Source organism: Caballeronia sp. LjRoot31 (assembly GCF_964253885.1).
In the GTDB taxonomy this organism is placed as follows: domain Bacteria; phylum Pseudomonadota; class Gammaproteobacteria; order Burkholderiales; family Burkholderiaceae; genus Caballeronia.
This window is the reverse complement of the sequence record NZ_CAXURX020000002.1, coordinates 2,206,587-2,225,665: the sequence shown is the minus strand read 5'-3', so window position 1 is coordinate 2,225,665 and position 19,079 is coordinate 2,206,587. Positions and strand designations below refer to the sequence as shown.

Below are 19,079 nucleotides of genomic sequence, written 5' to 3'. Positions count from 1 at the left end.
CGACCCGCTTTAGCAGCGGTCTTATCAACCTTGGCGGCAACGCATTCAACGATGCGGCTATTCCATCGAACTGGAGCATCCATGAAAAAGGCACTTGCTGGTGTGGCGTTGCTACTGGACCACGTGATCGACGCGATGATGAAGGACGGAACCTATCAAAAAATCGAGCACCGCTATTTCGATTTCGATATTTCGGGGAGTTGAAATGGTTGATCGAGCGAGAGGAAGCGTTCGCGTGGTCTGAACCCATTGAGTGGAAGTCGCATGAAAGTTCTTGTCCCTCGACACCCGCCTCACCCATTGCGCCCAGCGCGTACAGGAAACTTCGGCCGATCAGCGTGCCCTTTGCGCCGAGCGCCACCGCTTTCAGCATGTCCTGTCCACTGCGGATCCCGCCATCCACCGAGGACGAGTATACGGTTTAAAGCCCGTTTTAAAGCGCCTGAATTTAAGCTGAAGCTGCCTCGTTTCGATGTGAATCCCTCAGCACAGACAAGGTATTCACGATTTCGCCGAACAGCGGCCGGTCGGCGGCTTGCTCGTCCAGGCAATTGTTTTTCAGGCTTGCGAGCACCGCCATGCTGCTTTGCGCGGACGCCTGCGCATCGCATCGATCGATCAATTCTTCGAGCAGGCAACCGAACGCTCTTACTTCAAGGCGCTGGAGTGCGTCGGCCAGCGCTTGATCGTCGGTTGCATAGAACGATGCCGCGCCAAAGTCTCCCATCAGCGCCTGACCCTGTCCGCCATGCAGGATGTTGTGGGCGTACAGGTCGCCATGCATGATGCCCTGCCGATGCAAATGCCATGCTGCCGATGCGATCCCGTGTGCAACGCTTAGCGCTGAAGTCAGGTCGAAGCGGGTATCGATGTCATAGATATCGCGCGTACAGGACGCCAGGCTCGGCGGCCCCGCAAGGTTCCTGAGCTGCGGGTCGATCAGCGTCATCACGAGGCCATGGACGCCAGTGGGATGGCCCTTTATCTTGCCGAGCACCGGGATCAGATTGGGATGCGTACCCGCAGCAATGCAAGCAGCCATCTCGCAGTGCGGCAGACCATCGCTGGTGACAGCGCCCTTGAATAGCTTGACTGCGACGGGTACGTTTTCGCTGCTAGTCGCCGGATATTCCGGCCGATGTTCTGCACGATGAATGACGCCCGATGCGCCTTCGCCCAACCGATGCTGCAGATACAGCGCCTGCCAGGGGATATCGGCAACGGGCGTATCCGTTATTGCCTGGGCTTCCCGTTGTTCGTTGAATGGATTCCCTGCGTATGCCAGCCACGATAGCCGGGGCAAGGACGCGATCCAGACCGGCAGTTCGGCAAGCCGATTAGCTGCCAGCCGGATCAATTCGAGGCGAGAGCATGCGGCTAACTCTACTGGCAGCGTGCGCAACTGATTGCCGGCCAACATCAGCTTTTGTAGCTGAGCGCAGTTTCCAATCTCGGGCGGCAGCGCCTCAACTTCATTGTCGGTCAGGATCAGCCAGCGAAGTTGAGGCGGTAATGACGCGCCGGATACCTTGCGTATGCAGTTTGCCTTGAACCCGACCATGCTCAATTGCGTGCACTGCCCGAGCACTTCCGGCAGCTCGATGAACCGGTTGTTCGAGCAGAAGATCGTATGCAATCTGGTCAGGCGCGGCAAATCGTCGGGCAGCGACGAAAGCGCGTTGCCGGACAGGTCGAGGATTTCCAGCGTGTCGGACAGATCGAATATCTCGCGTGGAAATTCGGTCAGGCCGCAGGCTAGCGCCAGCCGTTGTGTACCGGCTAGTTGTCCGGCGCGAAGTTGTTCTAGTGTGCTTGTCACAGTGGCGGGAGTATCCAGGATGGGCGGCAGGTTGGCATTGCCCGTGCAGGATGGATTTTACTGAGTATTTTCGACACGCATGATAGGCCGGTCGAAACCCCGGATGCCTGCAATAGCAGGCAAACGGTTTTTTGCTCATGGTTCGAGTGCATTCGTGAACCGTGGTCTTGTGGACCGCTTGCGGCTCGCGTGTTCGCTAAATCTGCGCGGACCCGCCGTCGACGAACAGTTCGCTTCCGGTGACAAAGCTGCTGTCGTCGGAAGCCAGGAACAGTGCCGCGCTCGCGGTCTCCGCGGGTTCACCGAGGCGGCCAAGCGGCGTCGTAGTCTGCACGAACTTGATCATCTCCTTGCTCGCCGCTTCCGAGGTGGCGAGGCCATGCCATCCCGGTGTGGAGGTGGCGCCCGGCACCAGCACATTGACGCGGATCTTGCGCGGCGCGAGATCGAGGATCCAGCTTCGCGCGAAGTTGCGGATCGCTGCCTTGCTCGCACTGTAGACGCTGAATGACGGGGCGCCAGTGACCTCGGTAGTTGATCCGGTGAGTATGACCGACCCGCCGTCCTTGAGCAATGGAAGCGCCTTCTGCACCGTGAAAAGCGTGCCCTTTACGTTGGTCGCGAAGGTTTTATCGAAGTGCTCCTCCGTGATCTCGCCAAGCGCTGCAAATTCTCCACCGCCGGCGTTGGCGAACAGGACGTCGATCGTTCCTGCTTCCTCTTTTACGATGGCGAACAGGCGGTCGAGGTCGGCGAGGATGGACACGTCGCCCTGAATGCCGCGCGCATTTTCTCCAACCTCGGCAACGGCCGCATCGAGTTCCTTCTGGCGCCGGCCGCTCATGAAAACCCGCGCCCCTTCCTGTGCAAAGCGCTTGGCCGTCGCGAGGCCGATTCCGCTGTTTGCACCCGTTATCACGGCCACTTTTCCACTGAGCTTACCCATTTGAAATCTCCTGATCGAGTTTGAAGATTCATTATGGTCGGGTACATTCTGTTAGGCTAGTACCTACCTAAAGGTATGTGTGGAGATTCTTTTTATGGAAAACCGGGTATATAGCTGCGGACTCGAGATCGCACTCTCGGTTGTCGGCGGGAAGTGGAAGCCGATCGTGCTGTTTCATCTGAACAGTGGGCCGCGTCGGTTCGGCGAATTGAAGCGTCTTGTCGCCGGTATCAGTGAAAAGGTCTTGATCCAGCAAGTTCGCGAGTTGGCCGAGGATGGCATTATCGTGCGGCGTGATTATCGGGAAGTGCCACCCAGGGTCGATTATGAAATGACCGAGTTCGGCAAGACGCTGGCGAAAGCGCTCATGCCACTCTGTGCCTGGGGCGATGAAAACCGGGAACGGATAGACAGTTTGCTGCTCGATAAGACAAAGACTGAATAGATTATGTTTGGTCTACTGATGAATGGATTGCAATCGAGAGTCTGAGTTAGCCATCCCCGGACACTGGATCTTTTGCGTGGACTGACGAATCGGACCGGTCGCATAACGCGTGCAGCTCGCGGCAGATGGCGCCCAACAATGTCCTGCTGGATAAAACTCAAGGTGGTCACGCATCAGTTGCGCGAGTAGCTCAAAGGGAGCCAAGGTGCGCTCGCACGCTGCAACTTCCGCCGGTATGAAACGGGTAAGCTAGCGTCATTTCAGACACAGGAAACAGACCATGCAGGTCAGCCCGCCTTCTTTCATGGAAGAACGCTTCGAGGCGCAACGCCAGGCGTTCGCGGCGGAATCGAATCCGCCGCTGCGCGTTCGCATGGACCGGCTGAACCGGCTGCTTGCGTTGACGGAGGATCATGAGAGTGAATTTGTGTGCGCGATCGATGACGACTTCGGCGGGCGGTCCGCTCATGAAACGCGGATCGCCGAGTTGTTTGTCGTGCGCGCCGGAATCCGTCACGCACGCAAACACCTGAAGCACTGGATAAGTCCGCAACGAGTCGCGACCAGTTTGCACTTTCGGCCTGGCTATAACCGCCTGTTGCGGCAACCGCTTGGTGTGGTCGGTATCGTATCGCCGTGGAACTATCCCATTCAATTATCGTTGGGGCCGGCGTTGGCGGCCATCGCCGCTGGCAACCGGGTGCTCCTCAAACCCTCCGAACTCACTCCCCGATTCTCCGAATTGCTGGACCGGCTGGTTCGCGCTTCGTTTGCGCCCGATGAGCTGAGTGTGGTGAACGGCGGCGTGGACGTAGGTCAGGCTTTTGCCCGTCTGCCGTTCGATCACCTGTTCTTTACCGGATCGACCCAGGTCGGCCGGCAGGTCGCCCAGGCCGCTGCGGCAAACCTTACGCCGGTGACGCTGGAACTCGGCGGGAAATCACCTGCAATAATCGATGCCTCCTGCGACATTGCTGCCGCCGTGGCGAGCATTGCCTATGGCAAGTTCCTGAACGCTGGACAGACCTGCATTGCGCCGGACTATGTTCTCGTGCCGGCGGGTCTGGCCGACAGCGTTGCCGATCAGCTCAAGGCGGCAATTACGCGCCTCTATCCCACGCTGATCTCCAACCCGGACTATACGGCGATCATCAGCGCGAGGCATCGCGAGCGGCTGCTTGCGATACTCGAGGAAGCGCGTGATGGCGGTTCGCGCATTGTCGAAGTCAATCCGGCCGGCGAACGTTTCGACGAAGGTACGCGAAAACTTCCACCGACGCTGGTGGTCGGCGCGGCCGCAAGCTCGCGTCTGATGCGAGAGGAAATCTTTGGTCCGCTGCTGCCCATTGTCGAATATGACGGGCTTGACCAGGCCATTGCGATGGTGAACCAGGGCAACCGGCCGCTCGCGCTTTATTGGTTCGGCCGGAGCGTCGTCAATCGCGACCGGGTGCTGCACGAGACCGTGTCAGGCGGCGTCACCATCAATGATTGTCTTTGGCATCTGGCGCAGGAAGCGCAGCCGTTCGGCGGAGTCGGCCCGAGCGGCATGGGCGCTTACCACGGCGAATGGGGTTTCCGTACATTCAGCAAAGAGAAACCGGTTTTCTACCAGGCGCGCCTGAATGGCACCCGTCTTTTCCATCCTCCATACGGCAAGACCTTCGACCTGATGCTGCGGCTGATCAAGCGTATGACGTGAACAAAACGGCCGCGGCGTGGCGCGCGCTGACTCACCTCAACAACTGGGTGTTCGAAACGGTGCCGCAGGCGGGCCTTGACGGTCGTAAGGGCTATCAGGCGCGCGGCAAGGCATTGGCGGGGTCATCCGCCGTCAACACCATGGTCTATGTGCGCGGATATCGTTCGGACTACGATCATTGGGAATCACTTGGCAATGAAGGACGGTCGTACAAGGCGCCCATCCTCAGTCCATGAACGCGATTGATCGCGACGCTGTCCGTGGACCAGCATGAATGTTGCAAGCTTAGCCACGCATCACTGCCCGGCGAGGCGAACGGGTATAGCCCCTTCGATGACCTGCATGCTGCGTCCGAACACCACGCGCGAGAAGAAGTGCGCCAGAACGGATTCAGCCAGCTCCCCCGTTACGGCCTGCGGATTGATCGAATAGAAGAACCGCACGCCGTTGCATAACGCCATCAACCCAAGCGCAAGCGTTTCAGCGGGCAACGGTGTACCCGCGCGCACTGAAAACTCGCGGATATGTAAAGTTAACTGGTCGAGCTTTTCACGCAGGAAAGCGTTGAAGATAACGCGGAAGTGAGCGTCGCGCGACGCCAGCAGTTGCGCTTCGACCCATAGCAGGAAGTTCTTGTTGTCACGATATAAATGGCTGTAAAAAAGCAATGCGCGGTCTTCCAGATCCTCACGCGTGACTTGTCCTTGCATAAGGTCGTGCAAGCCCGCTTGCATGGCAAGGTGATCGCGTTTGAGAAGTTCGATTAGCACTTCCTGCTTGCTGCGAAAATTCGAATAGAACGCGCCACGCGTATAACCTGCGGCCAATACGATCTCTTCAACGCTTCCCGCGATGAATCCTTGCTTTGTGAAAATGATCTGAGAAGCGTCGAGCAGACGTTGGCGCGTTTGTTCGCGGGCTTGCTCGCGGGTGAGTCGTTCGCGGTTCATGTGTTCATCGCGACTATTGGGCGAGTTGGGAAGCAGGTGTTGTCAGCGGTCCGTCTGCAATCGTCTGGAGCGATTCCATTGTCACTTAAGAACCGGCCCTGCGGGGGCAGCGCCCGTGACGCGGTTGCGATCCGGGTCGCAACACCGCCGGGATAAACACAGGCAGCACTCACAGACACATCCTCCCTCTCCCGTCCCATGCGCAACGCCTCGGTGTATTTGTAGACCGCCGTAGACCGCGAATTTCTGGCATTCATTGTATCCGCCCTGCGTTGGGATCGCGATAACGCCGAACAGGCGCGACGTGTTCATCAGATTGCATTTGTGCCCAAGCTTCGAGCTTTAGGGCGAAAGCGCGGTCCCGCATGCATCGCTAAAGCGAATCGAAAGTGCATGCGCCCGCGCAGCCCTGTAGAATCTTTTTGACCAACAATTAGCCAGGGTTGCAATGAAACTGACTGACGACAAAGCTCAAGCGCGCTCAAACTCCAGCGGCAATCACTCATTTCGAATCCTTCTCGCATGAACGACTTTGCCCGTTTGCCCGGCCACCGCTTTCTGCATTCGCCGGGACCTAGCCGCGTTCCGGATGAAGTCCTGCACGCAATGAGCCGTCAGCCGATGGATCTGGCCGACCCGAGGCTGGATCGCTGTATTGCCGCGTGTGAAGCCGGCCTGAAGCGCGTACTGCAGACAGAACAGTCGGACGTATTCCTCTATGCCGCGAATGGGCACGGTGCGTGGGAAGCGGTCATCGCCAACCTGATTGCGCCGGGTCAGGCGGTGCTGGTGGCTGGCACGGGCCACTTCTCGGAATCGTGGGCGGTGCAGGCCGAGGCAATGGGCGGTCGCGTGATTCGGACACCCTGGGTGGAGGGACGTCCAATCGATCCGGCGGATATCGAAGCCGTGCTGCGGGACGACGTGAAACGCGAGATCGTCGCGGTCTTCATCGTTCACACGGACACGGCAAGCGGCATCACCAACGATCTGCCGGCCATGCGGGCGGCGATCGATCGGGCCGATCACGCGGCGCTGCTCGTGGTCGACGTGGTTGCGTCGCTTGCAGCGGCGCCGTTCGCCATGGATGCAACGCGCATCAACGTGGTTCTTGGCGCCAGTCAGAAGGCGTTGATGGTGCCGCCCGGACTCGCGTTTGTCGCGGTCGACGCAACGGCAATGGAGGTCTCGCGCCGCAACTCCACACCGCGTTTCTACTGGGACTGGGAGCGGCGGAGAAGTCCGCTGTCGTACCGCAAGTTTTGCGGCACGCCGCCGCAAAGCCTGATCGCAGGGCTGGAGGCGTCGCTCGGGCTGATCTTCCGGGAAGGCTTGACCGAGGTGCTGGAACGCCATCGGCGAATCGCGGAAGCGGTGCATGCCGCGGTGGAATGCTGGAGCGAGGCGGGCGCGTTGCGGTTTTTCTGCGAGGTGCCGGCTGCGCGTTCGGTGTCCGTGACGACCATCGAGGTGAGTGCGGGGATCGATCCGGAAGCAATCCGTAGCGTCGCACGCGAGCGTTTCGAAGTCGCCATCGCCGGTGGTCTCGGGCCACTTGCGGGCCGCGCATTTCGTATCGGGCATCTCGGCGACATTAACCCCGCGATGATCCTTGGATGTCTCGGCGGCGTTGAAGCCGCCATGACCGTGCAGGGTGTTCCGTTCGGGCGCGGTGGCGTGGAGCGTGCGATCGCACGTCTGGCCTCGGACTAAAGACTCGGGCAGGCAGTCTGCAGGTCTTCTTCGGGTTAGCCGGAATACGCGGAATACGGTTAGTGACCCGAAGAAGATCATTGCCCGGGAGCGCACCCGGAAAAAAATTGAGCCAAGTGTGTTCTTCCGAACCGCCAGGGGCACGCCGCGTTGCTATAAAACGAGGGCGAACTCGGGGAGAACACCATGACGGAAGAACAAGCGCGCGGCATTCTTGCCGCGAAAACGGCTGCTCGCGAATACGTGCTTCGACGGCTTGTCGAAGACAAGACGTGGGAGCGTCGGACCAGCCCTGCCACGACTGCGACAATTGTCCGCGATAGTTTCGACGGCCTTGCCAGACTAACCAATGCTCAATTGGCCAAGGCTGCCCACGACGCGGGAATTTCAGATAGTGACCAGCAGGTCATGAGCATGACGACCGTGCTCACACAGTTGGCGCCCGCGGTATAAGCGCCAGCCAGGGTATGAAGACGCGAGCTCAACCCTTGTTGATTCAGCGAGCGTGTTTGACGGCTCCTTAATCAGTCCATGATCCATCCGCCGCGCAAAACCGGCCCTTCATCAAACCAGCTGCGATTCCGTCATCCGCCGCATTGCTTGCGGCGACTGCCCGAACGCACGCAGAAATGCACGCCGCATTCGTTCACGATCACCGAAACCACTCTCGCGTGCGACTACATCGACTGAATGCCGTCCCGCTTCCATCATCAGGCGAGCGGCTTCCACGCGCAGATTTTCTATGGCCCGGGCGGGCGACTGTCCGGTTTCGTCGGTGAAAACCCGGCTGAACTGGCGCGGACTGAGGTGGGCAACTTCCGCCAGCTCTTCAATCGACAACTTCGCGGTCAGGTTGGATTTTGCATAAGCCAGCGCGGTCTGCACCCGATCCGATTTCGCGTCGAGTTCGAGCAGCGCGGAATACTGCGACTGGCCACCGGCGCGACGATGATAAACCACCAGTTTTTTCGCCACGAGCCGCGCCGTTTCCGTACCCAGGTCTTTCTCGACGAGCGCCAGCGCAAGATCAATCCCGGCACTCGCACCGGCGGACGTCCAGATCGGGCCGTCGACGATAAAGATCCGGTCCTCCTCCATCCTGACCTGCGGATACGCGCGCTGAAGCGCCCGCGCGTAGTACCAGTGCGTGGTGGCGCGGCGGCCGTCCAGCAAGCCCGCCTCGGCCAGTACAAACGCGCCTGTGCAGGTCGCCGCAATGCGTTGTGATGTCTTCAGGGCGTCGCGAAGAAATGCCGCCACGCCGGCCGAATGCGGCGTGCCTATGTTGTCGCCGGTGACGATCAGGGTGTGGAACTCGCTGCCCTTGAAACTCGCGGTCTCGATGCCGAAGCCTAACGAGGAGCGCACGGAGCCGCCGTGTTCCGACAACAACTGCACCTCGTACGCGGTTTGTCCGACGGTTGTGTTGGCAAATTCGAACACGGTCGAGACCGCCAGCCCCAGCACCTGAAAGTCCGGATAAACAATGATTCCGATCGTTTTCACATGGCCTCCTGCGTACCGGGAACGGAATTCCCGATTGATGTCCTAAAAAGTTGCATCTATGTCATTGAGGACATGATCTCATACTTCTACTATTCCGTTCACACACCGGCGCTTCCGCCGGAACACTTGAAAAACTGGAGAACGGAAATGAGCAATGTAGCGAACAAAGGCACGGCCTTGGTGACGGGCGCTTCGACTGGCATTGGCGCGATCTACGCGAAACGGCTTGCCGAACGCGGCTACGACGTCATCCTGGTGGCGCGTAATCGCGACCGCCTGAACGCGCTGGCAACGACGCTCACAACGTCCACCGGACGGAATTTCGAGGTTGTCGTCGCGGATTTGGGCACGCCTGAAGGCGTGCGGAAGATTGAAGACGTCCTGCGTAATGACTCCAGCATCACGATGCTCGTGAACAATGCCGGCGTGGGCGCGACCGCGCCGCTCGTGGACTCGGACATCGACAAAATGGACGCGATGATCACGCTCAACGTGGTCGCGCTCACGCATTTGACGAAGGCTGTCGTGCCGGGTTTTGTCGCGCGTGGCGGCGGAACGATCGTGAACATTTCATCGATTGTCGCTGTGTCGCCGGAGACGCTGAACGGTGTGTACGGCGGCAGCAAGGCGTACGTGCTCGCGTTGACACAGTCGTTGCACCATGAACTTGGCGCGAAGGGCGTGCGGGTCCAGGCCGTGTTGCCGGGCGCAACCAGCACGGAGTTCTGGGACATTGCGGGCACGCCGGTGAGCTATCTGCCGGAGGGTATCGTGATGACGTCGGAAGACATGGTGGACGCAGCGCTTGCTGGCCTCGATCAGGGCGAGCTGGTCACAATTCCTTCGCTGCCGGAAGCGGCCGACTGGAACACGTTCGAGGCGGCTCGCCAGGCGTTGGTGCCTAACCTTTCGCGTCGGCTGCCGGCGGCGCGTTATGGCGTAACGAGCGGCGCGCAGCACTAAGCGATCGTGTAGTAAGCAACCCGATGCCGACGCGTTCCCTTCAAGCGCAGACGATCGTTCTTGAAGGGAGAACGAAATGGTGCGTCTGCGCATTGGGCTGTTTCGAAGAATCCTTAAGCATGTTTGTAAGCTTCGACTCGGCCAAGCTGAATCCGGCGATTGCCATTCACCAAGACCTTTAAGCCGCGGACCAGGCGCTATTGCGCTACCTCGCCAAGGCTATCTAAACGCTCTTTAGCGCCCTCATCCTCCGAATAGCGTGCAGCAATGCGCTCATTTCCCGCCGTCACGCCGATAGCAACTGTCGTAACCTCAGTGATGTGATGGCGCTTTCCCTTTCCCGCAGACGTTCGAACCATGGCGCATCAATTCCATGCCGGGTGAAAAAGGTAATCGCACCCCGGCAGCATCCACTGAACCCAAGCCTCGACGATTGACCCATGACAACTGTCCCAACAAGCGCACCTTCCACTGCGGACTGGCATCAGTCGGCTGCTTCGCTATGCCTGGCCGGACACTATGCGCAAGCGTTGTCGATGGTTAAGCCGATGCTTGACCCGCATCCGGCTTTGACGGGAAGCGCGCTGGCGGAGGCCTTGAATATAGCGGCGGTCTCTTCGCTAGGCCTGAGCCAACTGGCCGACGCGCAAGCGTATTGGCGGCAGGCTATCGAGGCCAAGCCTGATTTCGTCGATGCTTATAACAACCTCGGCATGCTGCTCAAGGGACTTGGCTCTCTGACGGAGGCGGTGGTTGTCTATCGGCAACTGCTGGACATTCGCCCGGACCTTGCAGAGGCCAGCAACAACCTCGGCGCGGTGCTCTACGATCTCGGACGCCTGCATGACGCCGAGGCGGCTTACCGGCATGCGCTTGCGATCCGTGCGGATTATCCGCAGGCTCACTACAACCTGGGCATCGTGCTCTATGACCTGCGCCGTTGGCACGAAGCGGAAAGTGCCTACAGGCAGGCATTGGTTCTATCGCCCGATGCGGGGGCTTACAACAATCTGGGCAACGTGCTCAAGGAACTCGCCCGCCTGCCGGAAGCCGAGGCGGCGTATCGGCAGGCGCTGATCCTCAGGCCTCAATACGCCGGAGCGCTCAATAACCTGGCGAACGTGCTCAAGGAAGTAGGCCGCCTGCCCGAGGCCGAGTTCGCTTGCCGGATGGCACTGACTATCCGCCCCGATTACGCCGAAGCTCACCTTAACCTGGGCGCCTTGATGGGTGCCCTAAACCGTCTTCCGGAAGCCGAGGCGTCTTACCGGCAGGCACTCGCAGTCCGGCCCGACTATGCTGAAGCTCACTACAACCTGGGCATCGTGTTGCAGACGCTCGACCGGCTGCCCGAGGCCGAGGCCGCGTACCGGCACGCGCTGCTGATTCGCCCGGATATTGTTGAAGCCCATAACAACCTGGGCAACGTGCTGTGGGCACTGCGTCGTTCGCCTGACGCCGTTGCGGCTTACCGGCGAGCGCTTGCGCTTCGCCCCGATCTCGCCGAAGCGCACCACAACCTCGGCAACGTGCTGAAGGAACTCGGCAATCTGACCGACGCCGAGGCAGCTTTCCGGCGAGCACTTGCGATCCGTGCCGACTATCACGATGCGAAAGTCAGTCTTGCAACGCTGCTGCTCAGCATGGGCGAATTCGAAGAGGGATGGCAGCTTTACGATTCCCGTTACGATCAGCCGGGATTCATTCATCACCAGACGCAGTCCCTGCTGCAGTGTCCGCGATGGCGAGGCGAAGCGCTTGCGGGCAAGTCGTTGCTGGTCTGGCAGGAAGATGGTCTTGGCGACATGGTCCAGTTCGGCCGCTACTTCTCGTTGCTCAAGGCACAGGGCGCGATCCATATCGCATTTGCCTGCGCGCCTGCGCTGCATCGGTTATTCGCGGATTTGGAGGGCGTCGATGCGGTCCTCGACCACGAAGCCGCGCTAAGCCGGGCCTCTGGGTACGACTACTGGACGAGCCCGATGAGCGTGCCGCTGCATCTGCGCACGACCACGGACACCATTCCCGATCCCATCCGCCTGACGCTTGACCCATTACTCGTCGAACACTGGCGCGCGCGGCTGGCGACGCTTCCACCCGGCCGCAAGATCGGTCTGGTCTGGAAAGGCAATCCCAAACATCACAACGATGCCAACCGTTCGCTGCCGTCGCTTGCAACGCTTGCGCCTCTCTGGAGCGTGCCCGGGGTCAGCTTCGTGAGCCTGCAAAAAGGGCAGGGAGAAGAAGAGGGACAGTCGCCGCCTGCGGGTCTTCCGCTGTTGCACCTCGGGACAGACCTGACCGATTTCGCCGATACCGCTGCCATCATCGGAGAGCTCGATCTGGTGATCTGCGTGGACACCTCCGCGGCGCATATTGCTGCGTCGCTGGGCAAGCCGTGCTGGGTGTTGCTGCCGCGAGAAGACATCGACTGGCGCTGGATGCGCGAGCGCGAAGATTCGCCGTGGTATCCGCAGACGCTGCGGCTGTTCCGGCAAGCCGCCGATGAGAGTTGGTCCACGGCTGTCGAGCGGGTGCGGCTGGCGTGTCTCGCGGCATTCTCAAGCCCGGGTCATTTGCCGCCAGGATGAAGCGAACACTTCCCGGCGTTCGCTTTGCTTCGCTATAAGCCCTGCTTCCGAAATAGCTTTGTAAAGAAAACCGCTTGCAGCGGCAGGGATTTTAAAATGCTTCAGAGTGGATGTCGATTTTCGGCAACCTCGTTCGTCGTTAGAGAAACCAGCCTTTCTCAACCCGAGGTGATCCAATGACATTAAAGCTCTACGCCCATCCGTTCTCGTCTTACTGCCAGAAGGTCCTGGTTGCGCTGTACGAGAATGGCACGCCGTTCGAATGGCGTGCGTTGTCGCATGAGAACCCGCAAGCGATGGCGGAGCTGACGGCGCTCTGGCCAATGAATCGCTTTCCCGTGCTCGTGGATGGTGGACGCACCGTGGTGGAGGCGAGCATTATCATTGAGCATCTGGGGCTGTATCATCCGGGCCCCGTGCCGCTGCTGCCTGAAGATGCCCGCAGCGCAATGGAAGTTCGCGGCATGGATCGTTTCTTCGACAACTACATCTCGACTCCGCAGCAGAAGATCGTGGGCGACAGCTTGCGGCCGCAAACGGAACGGGATCCACGAGGCGTGGCCGACGCACGCGCGATGCTCGACACCGCTTATGGCTGGCTCAATGGACTCATGGCCGCGCGCGAATGGGCCGCTGGCGATCACTTCAGCCTGGCCGATTGCGGCGCCGCGCCGTTCCTGTTTTATGCAGACTGGACACATCGCATTGACGCGTCGTTTCCTCACGTGATTGCATACCGGCAACGACTGCTGGCGCGTCCGTCATTCGCGCGCGCGGTTGACGAGGCGCGGCCGTATCGGCCGTTGTTTCCGCTGGGAGCGCCTGCCGATCGCGATTGAATCCGGCGGTCTGCATGAAGCCGGTGAGCCGAGCCGTCGCCCGCACCCCCGGGCAAACCCGATGTATCGCATCCGTTGCCTCGCACCCCTTTAGTTTTTCCTGCAATCGGACGATATACCGAGGGACGTCACGCGGAATTCGCGAACCCGGCATGTCGAGACGCAGCCGGGGAATTCCACGCAAATTAAAACACCGGAGGCAAGGGATGACGGGTTTCGGATTCGGACAACGCGGGCGCACGCTGACGGCGGTCGGCAAGATCGCCGAGCATGCGGGCAAGCTGGGTATCGAGATTTGCGATGTATCGGGGCACGTCGAGGAAGTGGCGGCCCGCGCTACGCGTCAGGCGGATTTGTGCCACGGCTTGCAGCGTTCGGCAATGTCGACCATGGAGGGCAACCAGCGGATTGCCGCGGCGGCGCGTCAGATGCGTATCGTGGCAGATCAGGCCGCATCCGGCGTCAGCCAGTCCCAGGAGACGGTCAGGGTGTCGCTGGCAGACATCCATAGCCTGGTGGACAGCGTCTCGGTGATGGCGGCGGAGATCGAGACCTTGCGAGAGTCATTGAGCGACGTCAGCAAGATCTCCGAAGAAATTTCGATCATCGCGCGTCAGACTAATCTATTGGCCTTGAACGCCGCGATAGAAGCGGCACGTGCGGGCGAGTCCGGTAAAAGCTTTGCCGTGGTCGCGGCTGAAGTGAAGGCGTTGTCCGCCAAGACCGCGCAGGCCACGTCGGAGATCGGGACAACACTCACCAGATTGTCGGGTCAGGCCGATCTGCTGATGGCCGAAGGGTCCGCCAGCGCGGTACGTGCACAGCGAGTCAAGGAGGGCACGCATGCGATCGGCGACGTTGTATTGGCAACGGGGAAAGCGATCACTGAGTTGAGTGTTGAAGCGGAGCAAATCGCTTTGCAGACCGAAGCAATCGACCAGCAATGCAGCGGGCTTGCGTCTCAAGTCTCCGAGATGGTCGGAGGCGTCGAGCAGTCAAGCGGCAGCTTCACGAAGGCGCGCGATCAGTTGAGCAAGCTGTTGGGCGTGTCCGAAACCTTGATCGAGTTGACGGCGGAAGCGGGGATAGAGACACCCGATACGCGGTTTATAGACGCGGTCATGACCGCCGCGCAGAAGATCGGCCGGGCATTCGAGCATGCCATTTCGCGCGGTGAGATCTCGGCTGCGGACCTTTTCGATCATGCCTATAACCCGATTGCCGGTACCAATCCCGAGCAATTCACGACCCGCTACATTCAGCTTGCCGATCGCATCCTGCCGGAAATCCAGGAGCCCTTGCTGGCGCTGGATGAACGCGTGGTGTTCTGTGCAGCGGTCGATACCAAGGGTTACTTGCCCACGCACAACAAGAAGTTTTCGCAATCTCAAGGCTCCGATCCTTCCTGGAACGCCGCTCATTCGCGTAACCGGCGCATCTTCAATGACCGTACCGGCCTGGCCTCGGGGTCGCACACCAAGCCGTTCCTGTTGCAGACGTATCGACGCGATATGGGTGCCGGGGAATATGCGCTGATGAAAGACGTGTCCGCGCCGATCATGGTCGCAGGCCGTCATTGGGGCGGATTGCGACTTGCTTATAGCGTCTGATTGGCGATTGGTTGATCAGCGCGCGTTGACGATCCATGGGTGACGTTTCGACCAGATTCGTTTGCCGCTGGGCAGCGCAACGCTTTACTGAGCGGGTTCCTGCTAGAGTCTCGCAGGCCCGACAGGAATCGCGAGAGCCATACCTTCATGCTTAGTTATGCGAATAAAGCGCGGCATCCAGATAAGCAAGCTGGCCATCCTGCTCTGCATGCACAAGCGCTTGGCAGACCTGTGCACGCGTCTTCGGTGCGACGGCCTGTCCATACGGCGGAACCCATTGGCTGGCGGCCCTTCGCCTTCAAGGCCTAAGGTCTTGCAGCAACTTCATCCAGATGCAGCAGCAAGTCCGCCGGATCTTCGTACACGCGCAGCGCGCCGGCGCGTTCCAGTTCATCCATTCCGTATCCGCCGGACAGCAGTCCCACGCCGAGCGAGCGGCAGCGCCGCGCGGCGAGCATGTCCCAGATGCTGTCGCCCACCACGACGGTATGCTCGATCGACACGCCCAGACGCGACGCCGCTGCAATGAAGAGGTCGGGGTCAGGTTTGGCGTACTTCACGTCGTCGCGCGTGACGACCACGGACTTCGCCGGATCGACACCGAGTGCTTCTAGATTCACGGCCGCCGTTTCCATGCGGCCGCTGGTCGCAATGGCCCAGCGCGTGCCCGCTTCGGTGAGCGCGGCGAGCAACTCGCGTGCGCCGGGCAACGGGCAAACCTGTGCACGCAGGCGCTGATAAACGTCCGCATGCGTGCGGCGCAAACGCTCCACGCGCTCGGGACTGATCTCCCCGTGCGTTTCACGCAGCAACTGGTTCGTGAAGAGGCCCCCGCTCATGCCGATCTTGCGATGGATGCGCCATACCGACAGCTCGATACCTTCCGCATCGAGCGCTTCTTTCCATGCAAGTACATGCTGGTACACGCTGTCGACCAGCGTTCCGTCGAGGTCGAACAGGAATGACGTTTCGATTCGCATGAGGGGATCCTTTGACGGTAAGTTCAGGCGACGTGATGAGTTTTATGACAGCGTACGCCTGAATCTTGTCATTGATGCGCTCGTGATGTTCCGCACGCTGCGGGTTCTCGTTTGGTTCTCGTTCACAGTTTGCGGATCAGCCGGCAAACCTTACGGCGAGCTTTATCGCGGATGGGGCGAGGGAGCTGTGCCATTAACTAACAGGGAACTGTCACCGCCAGACAGGCTTATCATTCTTGAGGTAGTGCCTCGGGGCCTCACACGGTTTTGCGTCGCAGACCGTTTTTCCTCTGTCGCTTGAAGTAAAGCGACCGGCCCCGGCAGCACGCGGGCTCAATCTCAGGAGATCAAGGTGCAAAGAAAGATTCCGGCAACCTATATGCGTGGAGGCACAAGCAAAGGTGTCTTTTTCCGGGCGGATTCACTCCCGTCCGATAGGGCGCTGCGCGACCGCATCCTGCTGCGCGTGATCGGCAGTCCCGATCCGTATGGCCAGCAGATCGACGGCATGGGCGCCGCTACGTCGAGCACCAGCAAGGTGGTACTCGTGGGCCCGTCCGCGAGGGACGACTGCGACGTCGACTATTGGTTCGGGCAGGTGGCGATCGACAAGCCGGTCGTCGACTGGTCCGGCAACTGCGGGAACCTGACGTCGGCGGTGGGTCCGTTCGCGATCGCGCAGGGTCTGGTCGATGCGCCGCGCGACGGCACCGCTACCGTCCGTATCTGGCAGGCAAATATCAATGCAAAAATCGTCGCGCATGTACCGATGCAAGATGGCGCAGTGCTTGAAGAAGGCGACTTCGAACTCGATGGCGTGACCTTCCCCGCGGCCGAAATCAGGATCGAGTTCCTGGACCCCGGCGGCGAGGGCGAAGACGACAGCGATGATGCCGGCGGCGGCATGTTCCCCACGGGAAATCCGATCGACACGCTCGACGTACCGGGTGTCGGCGTCATCGAACTCACGATGATCAACGCCGGCAATCCCGCTATTTTCATCGACGCCGCGACACTCGGGCTGAAGGGCAACGAACTGCAGCGGGACATCAACGGCAACGCGGATTTGCTACGGAAGGCCGAGGCAATTCGCGCGCATGCGGCTGTTCGAATGGGACTGTCCCGGACTGCGGACGAAGCATCGACCCTTCGGCCCCACACGCCGAAACTCGCGTTCGTGGCGACCCCTTCCGCCTATGTGGCATCCAGCGGCAAGCCGGTCGACCCGGCGACGCTCGATATCAACGCACGCATTTTCTCCATGGGCAAGTTACACCACGCCATGACCGGTACCGGAGCGGTCGCGGTCGCGGTTGCAGGCGTGATTCCCGGCACGGTCGTGCATCGGCTTCTGGCGAACAAGACGGCTGGCCGGATCCGCTTCGGCCATCCATCGGGCGTAATGGCGGTGGGTGCAGAAGCCGAGCAGCGTGACGGTATGTGGGTGGTCACCAAGGCGATCATGAGCCGGACGGCGCGCCGGCTCATGGAAGGGCACATCTTCGTACCTTCGTCTCTTGATCCTGATAGGCACTGAGGCGTTGACGCTTTGTGAATTTACCTCGCGTCGCGGTGAAAATTTCTCGCTTTGCGCGCTGGTTCAGGATGGTTAGGCTTGTGACTAGCGGCAGACACGCGCGCTATCTTAAGCCGTGGCTCATGCACTTCGCCGCGTGGATAGGGAGGAGACGATCTTGGACGCTAAATCGATAAACCTGAGCGCAGTGGCGGCGCAGACTAAAGCGGGATACTTCAATCAGGTCCTGGCTGAGGTGAACGATCACGCGGTTCACCTTAGCGTGATGGATGCGCCATTTTTCTGGCATTTCCATCCTGACTCGGACGAAGTGTTCATCGTTCTCGAGGGGGTCTTGCTTGTTGAACTGGAAACCGCGCGATATGAGCTGAAGCCGGGCGAGATGTTGACCGTACCGGCCGGCGTCAGGCATCGGACCAGCCCTTTGACTCCGCGATCGGTGAATCTCACTGTCGAAAAAATGAACGCGGAAAGCGTACGCGTTTCCTGAGCGCTCGCGTAAAACGATGCAATTGGCGCAGGCAGTGGACCGGAAGATCGATGGGCGCAAGCACCCTCAGGCCCGCGAGACAATGCCGACGCATTCGGCATTACATCGTTTAAATAAAGACCTGCGCCATCGCAAATAAAAATTCCGTAAAGTCCTGAACGGCCTGCATATATATGCCGTAAAACGCGAATATTTACGGGATTTTTTCTTGTTATCAACCGACGAGCAATCCTACACTTCTGGCAACTGATGAGGCCGGAGGTGTCATGTCGAAGCAACGCACAGCAACGAAGAATCACACGCGTATCAGCTACGTTCATCGGGGCGTAGGCAGCGTAGTACTGAGGCGTTTTGATCCAGCGTGTGATTCGTTCGATGAGTTGACCCTGATGCTGCACCGCTCGTTTGCGCGGCTTGGCGGCATGGGGCTTAATTGCACATGCGTTGACCAGTCCGCGCTTGTTACCCGCGCGCGTGCCATGCGCGGCGACTGTTATGTCGCGGTATGCAACGGACGGCTGGTTGGAACCATGACGCTTTACGCACAGGATTGCGAGTCGTTATGCGGGTTTTATCGGCGGGATGATATTGCGAGCGTTCGCCAGTTCGGCGTCGATCCTGCCTATCAGAGCAGGGGGATCGGGAAGTCGTTATTGGCCTATGCGGATCACTGGGCCGCCATTCGCGGTTACGCTGAGCTTGCGCTGGATACACCGCAACCCGCTGCACATTTGATTGCGTTTTACCGGGGCCAGGGCTTCCGGATAGAAAACTTCGTCAGGTTCGCGGGCAAGCTGTACGACAGCGCGATTCTGAGCAAACCGCCAGTCGCTTTCCGCCACCTTGCCACGTGGTCGCGCCGTCTTGAACTGCCGCAAGCGAGGGTTGCTCACGCGGCATGACAGACAGGCCGCACTCATGCTTCGAGTGCGGCCTGTATCAAACCTTGCTTTGAAGGCTGCGTTGAAACCTGCGTTGAAACCTAAAA

At 59.9% G+C, this 19,079-nt stretch carries 17 protein-coding genes and 3 pseudogenes; 13 read left to right on the top strand and 7 right to left on the bottom strand.

Features of this window, described 5'->3' with window-relative positions:
• The first annotated feature begins 81 nt into the window (after positions 1 to 81).
• A complete protein-coding gene (locus ACSQ8V_RS28270; RefSeq protein ID WP_436208032.1) occupies positions 82 to 204 on the top strand; it encodes a hypothetical protein in 123 nt (40 codons plus the stop codon).
• 79 nt (positions 205 to 283) lie between these two features.
• Here the strand turns inward: ACSQ8V_RS28270 and ACSQ8V_RS28265 are convergent.
• From ACSQ8V_RS28265 to ACSQ8V_RS28255, 3 genes and pseudogenes are all read right to left on the bottom strand, one after another.
• Positions 284 to 403: pseudogene (locus tag ACSQ8V_RS28265) on the bottom strand (alpha-hydroxy-acid oxidizing protein); the annotation flags it as partial.
• A 45-nt stretch (positions 404 to 448) separates the two neighbouring features.
• Positions 449 to 1,819, bottom strand: coding sequence for a leucine-rich repeat-containing protein kinase family protein (locus ACSQ8V_RS28260; protein WP_436207894.1), 1,371 nt, complete (start codon positions 1,817 to 1,819; stop codon positions 449 to 451).
• 196 nt (positions 1,820 to 2,015) lie between these two features.
• Entirely contained in the window at positions 2,016 to 2,765 is a 750-nt protein-coding gene (locus ACSQ8V_RS28255) for an SDR family NAD(P)-dependent oxidoreductase (RefSeq protein ID WP_436207893.1), read from the bottom strand.
• A 94-nt stretch (positions 2,766 to 2,859) separates the two neighbouring features.
• Between ACSQ8V_RS28255 and ACSQ8V_RS28250 the strand changes: the two genes are divergently transcribed.
• From ACSQ8V_RS28250 to ACSQ8V_RS28240, 3 genes and pseudogenes are all read left to right on the top strand, one after another.
• On the top strand, positions 2,860 to 3,210 hold the full coding sequence (locus ACSQ8V_RS28250; protein WP_436207892.1) for a winged helix-turn-helix transcriptional regulator: 351 nt from the start codon (positions 2,860 to 2,862) through the stop codon (positions 3,208 to 3,210).
• 280 nt (positions 3,211 to 3,490) lie between these two features.
• Complete coding sequence (locus ACSQ8V_RS28245) at positions 3,491 to 4,912, top strand: coniferyl aldehyde dehydrogenase (protein WP_436207891.1); 1,422 nt, start codon at positions 3,491 to 3,493, stop codon at positions 4,910 to 4,912.
• 29 nt (positions 4,913 to 4,941) lie between these two features.
• Positions 4,942 to 5,124, top strand: a pseudogene (locus ACSQ8V_RS28240) (GMC family oxidoreductase N-terminal domain-containing protein); the annotation flags it as partial.
• A gap of 84 nt (positions 5,125 to 5,208) precedes the next feature.
• Here ACSQ8V_RS28240 and ACSQ8V_RS28235 read toward each other — a convergent pair.
• Positions 5,209 to 5,862: a TetR/AcrR family transcriptional regulator gene (locus ACSQ8V_RS28235; RefSeq protein ID WP_436207890.1), complete on the bottom strand. Its 654-nt coding sequence runs from the start codon at positions 5,860 to 5,862 to the stop codon at positions 5,209 to 5,211.
• A gap of 522 nt (positions 5,863 to 6,384) precedes the next feature.
• On the opposite strand from ACSQ8V_RS28235, the gene ACSQ8V_RS28230 reads away from it, so the two are divergent.
• The gene (locus tag ACSQ8V_RS28230; RefSeq protein ID WP_436207889.1) at positions 6,385 to 7,575 is read left to right on the top strand and encodes a pyridoxal-phosphate-dependent aminotransferase family protein; all 1,191 of its coding nucleotides are present in this window, start codon (positions 6,385 to 6,387) and stop codon (positions 7,573 to 7,575) included.
• Between the two features lie 186 nt (positions 7,576 to 7,761).
• Complete coding sequence (locus ACSQ8V_RS28225) at positions 7,762 to 8,028, top strand: hypothetical protein (protein WP_436184824.1); 267 nt, start codon at positions 7,762 to 7,764, stop codon at positions 8,026 to 8,028.
• Positions 8,029 to 8,139: 111 nt separating this feature from the next.
• Here the strand turns inward: ACSQ8V_RS28225 and ACSQ8V_RS28220 are convergent, their stop codons facing one another.
• Positions 8,140 to 9,081, bottom strand: a complete 942-nt coding sequence (locus ACSQ8V_RS28220; protein WP_436207888.1) for a GlxA family transcriptional regulator — start codon at positions 9,079 to 9,081, stop codon at positions 8,140 to 8,142.
• 147 nt (positions 9,082 to 9,228) lie between these two features.
• Between ACSQ8V_RS28220 and ACSQ8V_RS28215 the strand changes: the two genes are divergently transcribed.
• From ACSQ8V_RS28215 to ACSQ8V_RS28200, 4 genes are all read left to right on the top strand, one after another.
• Positions 9,229 to 10,044 carry an SDR family NAD(P)-dependent oxidoreductase gene (locus tag ACSQ8V_RS28215; RefSeq protein WP_436207887.1) on the top strand — a complete coding sequence of 272 codons (816 nt, stop codon included), beginning with the start codon at positions 9,229 to 9,231 and terminating at the stop codon, positions 10,042 to 10,044.
• Positions 10,045 to 10,484: 440 nt separating this feature from the next.
• Complete coding sequence (locus ACSQ8V_RS28210; protein WP_436207886.1) at positions 10,485 to 12,635, top strand: tetratricopeptide repeat protein; 2,151 nt, start codon at positions 10,485 to 10,487, stop codon at positions 12,633 to 12,635.
• A gap of 176 nt (positions 12,636 to 12,811) precedes the next feature.
• Entirely contained in the window at positions 12,812 to 13,474 is a 663-nt protein-coding gene (locus ACSQ8V_RS28205) for a glutathione S-transferase family protein (RefSeq protein WP_436207885.1), read from the top strand.
• 206 nt (positions 13,475 to 13,680) lie between these two features.
• The gene (locus tag ACSQ8V_RS28200) at positions 13,681 to 15,084 is read left to right on the top strand and encodes a methyl-accepting chemotaxis protein (RefSeq protein ID WP_436207884.1); all 1,404 of its coding nucleotides are present in this window, start codon (positions 13,681 to 13,683) and stop codon (positions 15,082 to 15,084) included.
• Between the two features lie 151 nt (positions 15,085 to 15,235).
• On the opposite strand, the pseudogene ACSQ8V_RS28195 reads toward ACSQ8V_RS28200, so the two are convergent.
• Positions 15,236 to 15,346 (bottom strand): annotated as a pseudogene (locus tag ACSQ8V_RS28195) (DUF4148 domain-containing protein); the annotation flags it as partial.
• 43 nt (positions 15,347 to 15,389) lie between these two features.
• Positions 15,390 to 16,064 carry an HAD family hydrolase gene (locus tag ACSQ8V_RS28190; protein WP_213764225.1) on the bottom strand — a complete coding sequence of 225 codons (675 nt, stop codon included), beginning with the start codon at positions 16,062 to 16,064 and terminating at the stop codon, positions 15,390 to 15,392.
• Positions 16,065 to 16,416: 352 nt separating this feature from the next.
• Here ACSQ8V_RS28190 and prpF point away from each other — a divergent pair, with 352 nt between their 5' ends.
• The 3 genes from prpF to ACSQ8V_RS28175 all read left to right on the top strand — a co-directional run bounded on the left by prpF (position 16,417) and on the right by ACSQ8V_RS28175 (position 18,993).
• Positions 16,417 to 17,601: a 2-methylaconitate cis-trans isomerase PrpF gene (prpF, locus tag ACSQ8V_RS28185; RefSeq protein WP_436207883.1), complete on the top strand. Its 1,185-nt coding sequence runs from the start codon at positions 16,417 to 16,419 to the stop codon at positions 17,599 to 17,601.
• 157 nt (positions 17,602 to 17,758) lie between these two features.
• Positions 17,759 to 18,091: a cupin domain-containing protein gene (locus ACSQ8V_RS28180; protein WP_213764224.1), complete on the top strand. Its 333-nt coding sequence runs from the start codon at positions 17,759 to 17,761 to the stop codon at positions 18,089 to 18,091.
• A 266-nt stretch (positions 18,092 to 18,357) separates the two neighbouring features.
• Positions 18,358 to 18,993 carry a GNAT family N-acetyltransferase gene (locus ACSQ8V_RS28175; RefSeq protein ID WP_213764223.1) on the top strand — a complete coding sequence of 212 codons (636 nt, stop codon included), beginning with the start codon at positions 18,358 to 18,360 and terminating at the stop codon, positions 18,991 to 18,993.
• Positions 18,994 to 19,079: the final 86 nt, after the last annotated feature.

Coding starts and splice junctions, on each gene's coding strand:
- ACSQ8V_RS28270 (WP_436208032.1), top strand. CDS start 82: ATGAAAAAGGCACTTGCTGGTGTGGCGTTGCTACTGGACCACGTGATC.
- ACSQ8V_RS28255 (WP_436207893.1), bottom strand. CDS start 2,765: ATGGGTAAGCTCAGTGGAAAAGTGGCCGTGATAACGGGTGCAAACAGC.
- ACSQ8V_RS28250 (WP_436207892.1), top strand. CDS start 2,860: ATGGAAAACCGGGTATATAGCTGCGGACTCGAGATCGCACTCTCGGTT.
- ACSQ8V_RS28245 (WP_436207891.1), top strand. CDS start 3,491: ATGCAGGTCAGCCCGCCTTCTTTCATGGAAGAACGCTTCGAGGCGCAA.
- ACSQ8V_RS28235 (WP_436207890.1), bottom strand. CDS start 5,862: ATGAACCGCGAACGACTCACCCGCGAGCAAGCCCGCGAACAAACGCGC.
- ACSQ8V_RS28230 (WP_436207889.1), top strand. CDS start 6,385: ATGAACGACTTTGCCCGTTTGCCCGGCCACCGCTTTCTGCATTCGCCG.
- ACSQ8V_RS28225 (WP_436184824.1), top strand. CDS start 7,762: ATGACGGAAGAACAAGCGCGCGGCATTCTTGCCGCGAAAACGGCTGCT.
- ACSQ8V_RS28215 (WP_436207887.1), top strand. CDS start 9,229: ATGAGCAATGTAGCGAACAAAGGCACGGCCTTGGTGACGGGCGCTTCG.
- ACSQ8V_RS28210 (WP_436207886.1), top strand. CDS start 10,485: ATGACAACTGTCCCAACAAGCGCACCTTCCACTGCGGACTGGCATCAG.
- ACSQ8V_RS28205 (WP_436207885.1), top strand. CDS start 12,812: ATGACATTAAAGCTCTACGCCCATCCGTTCTCGTCTTACTGCCAGAAG.
- ACSQ8V_RS28200 (WP_436207884.1), top strand. CDS start 13,681: ATGACGGGTTTCGGATTCGGACAACGCGGGCGCACGCTGACGGCGGTC.
- ACSQ8V_RS28190 (WP_213764225.1), bottom strand. CDS start 16,064: ATGCGAATCGAAACGTCATTCCTGTTCGACCTCGACGGAACGCTGGTC.
- ACSQ8V_RS28175 (WP_213764223.1), top strand. CDS start 18,358: ATGTCGAAGCAACGCACAGCAACGAAGAATCACACGCGTATCAGCTAC.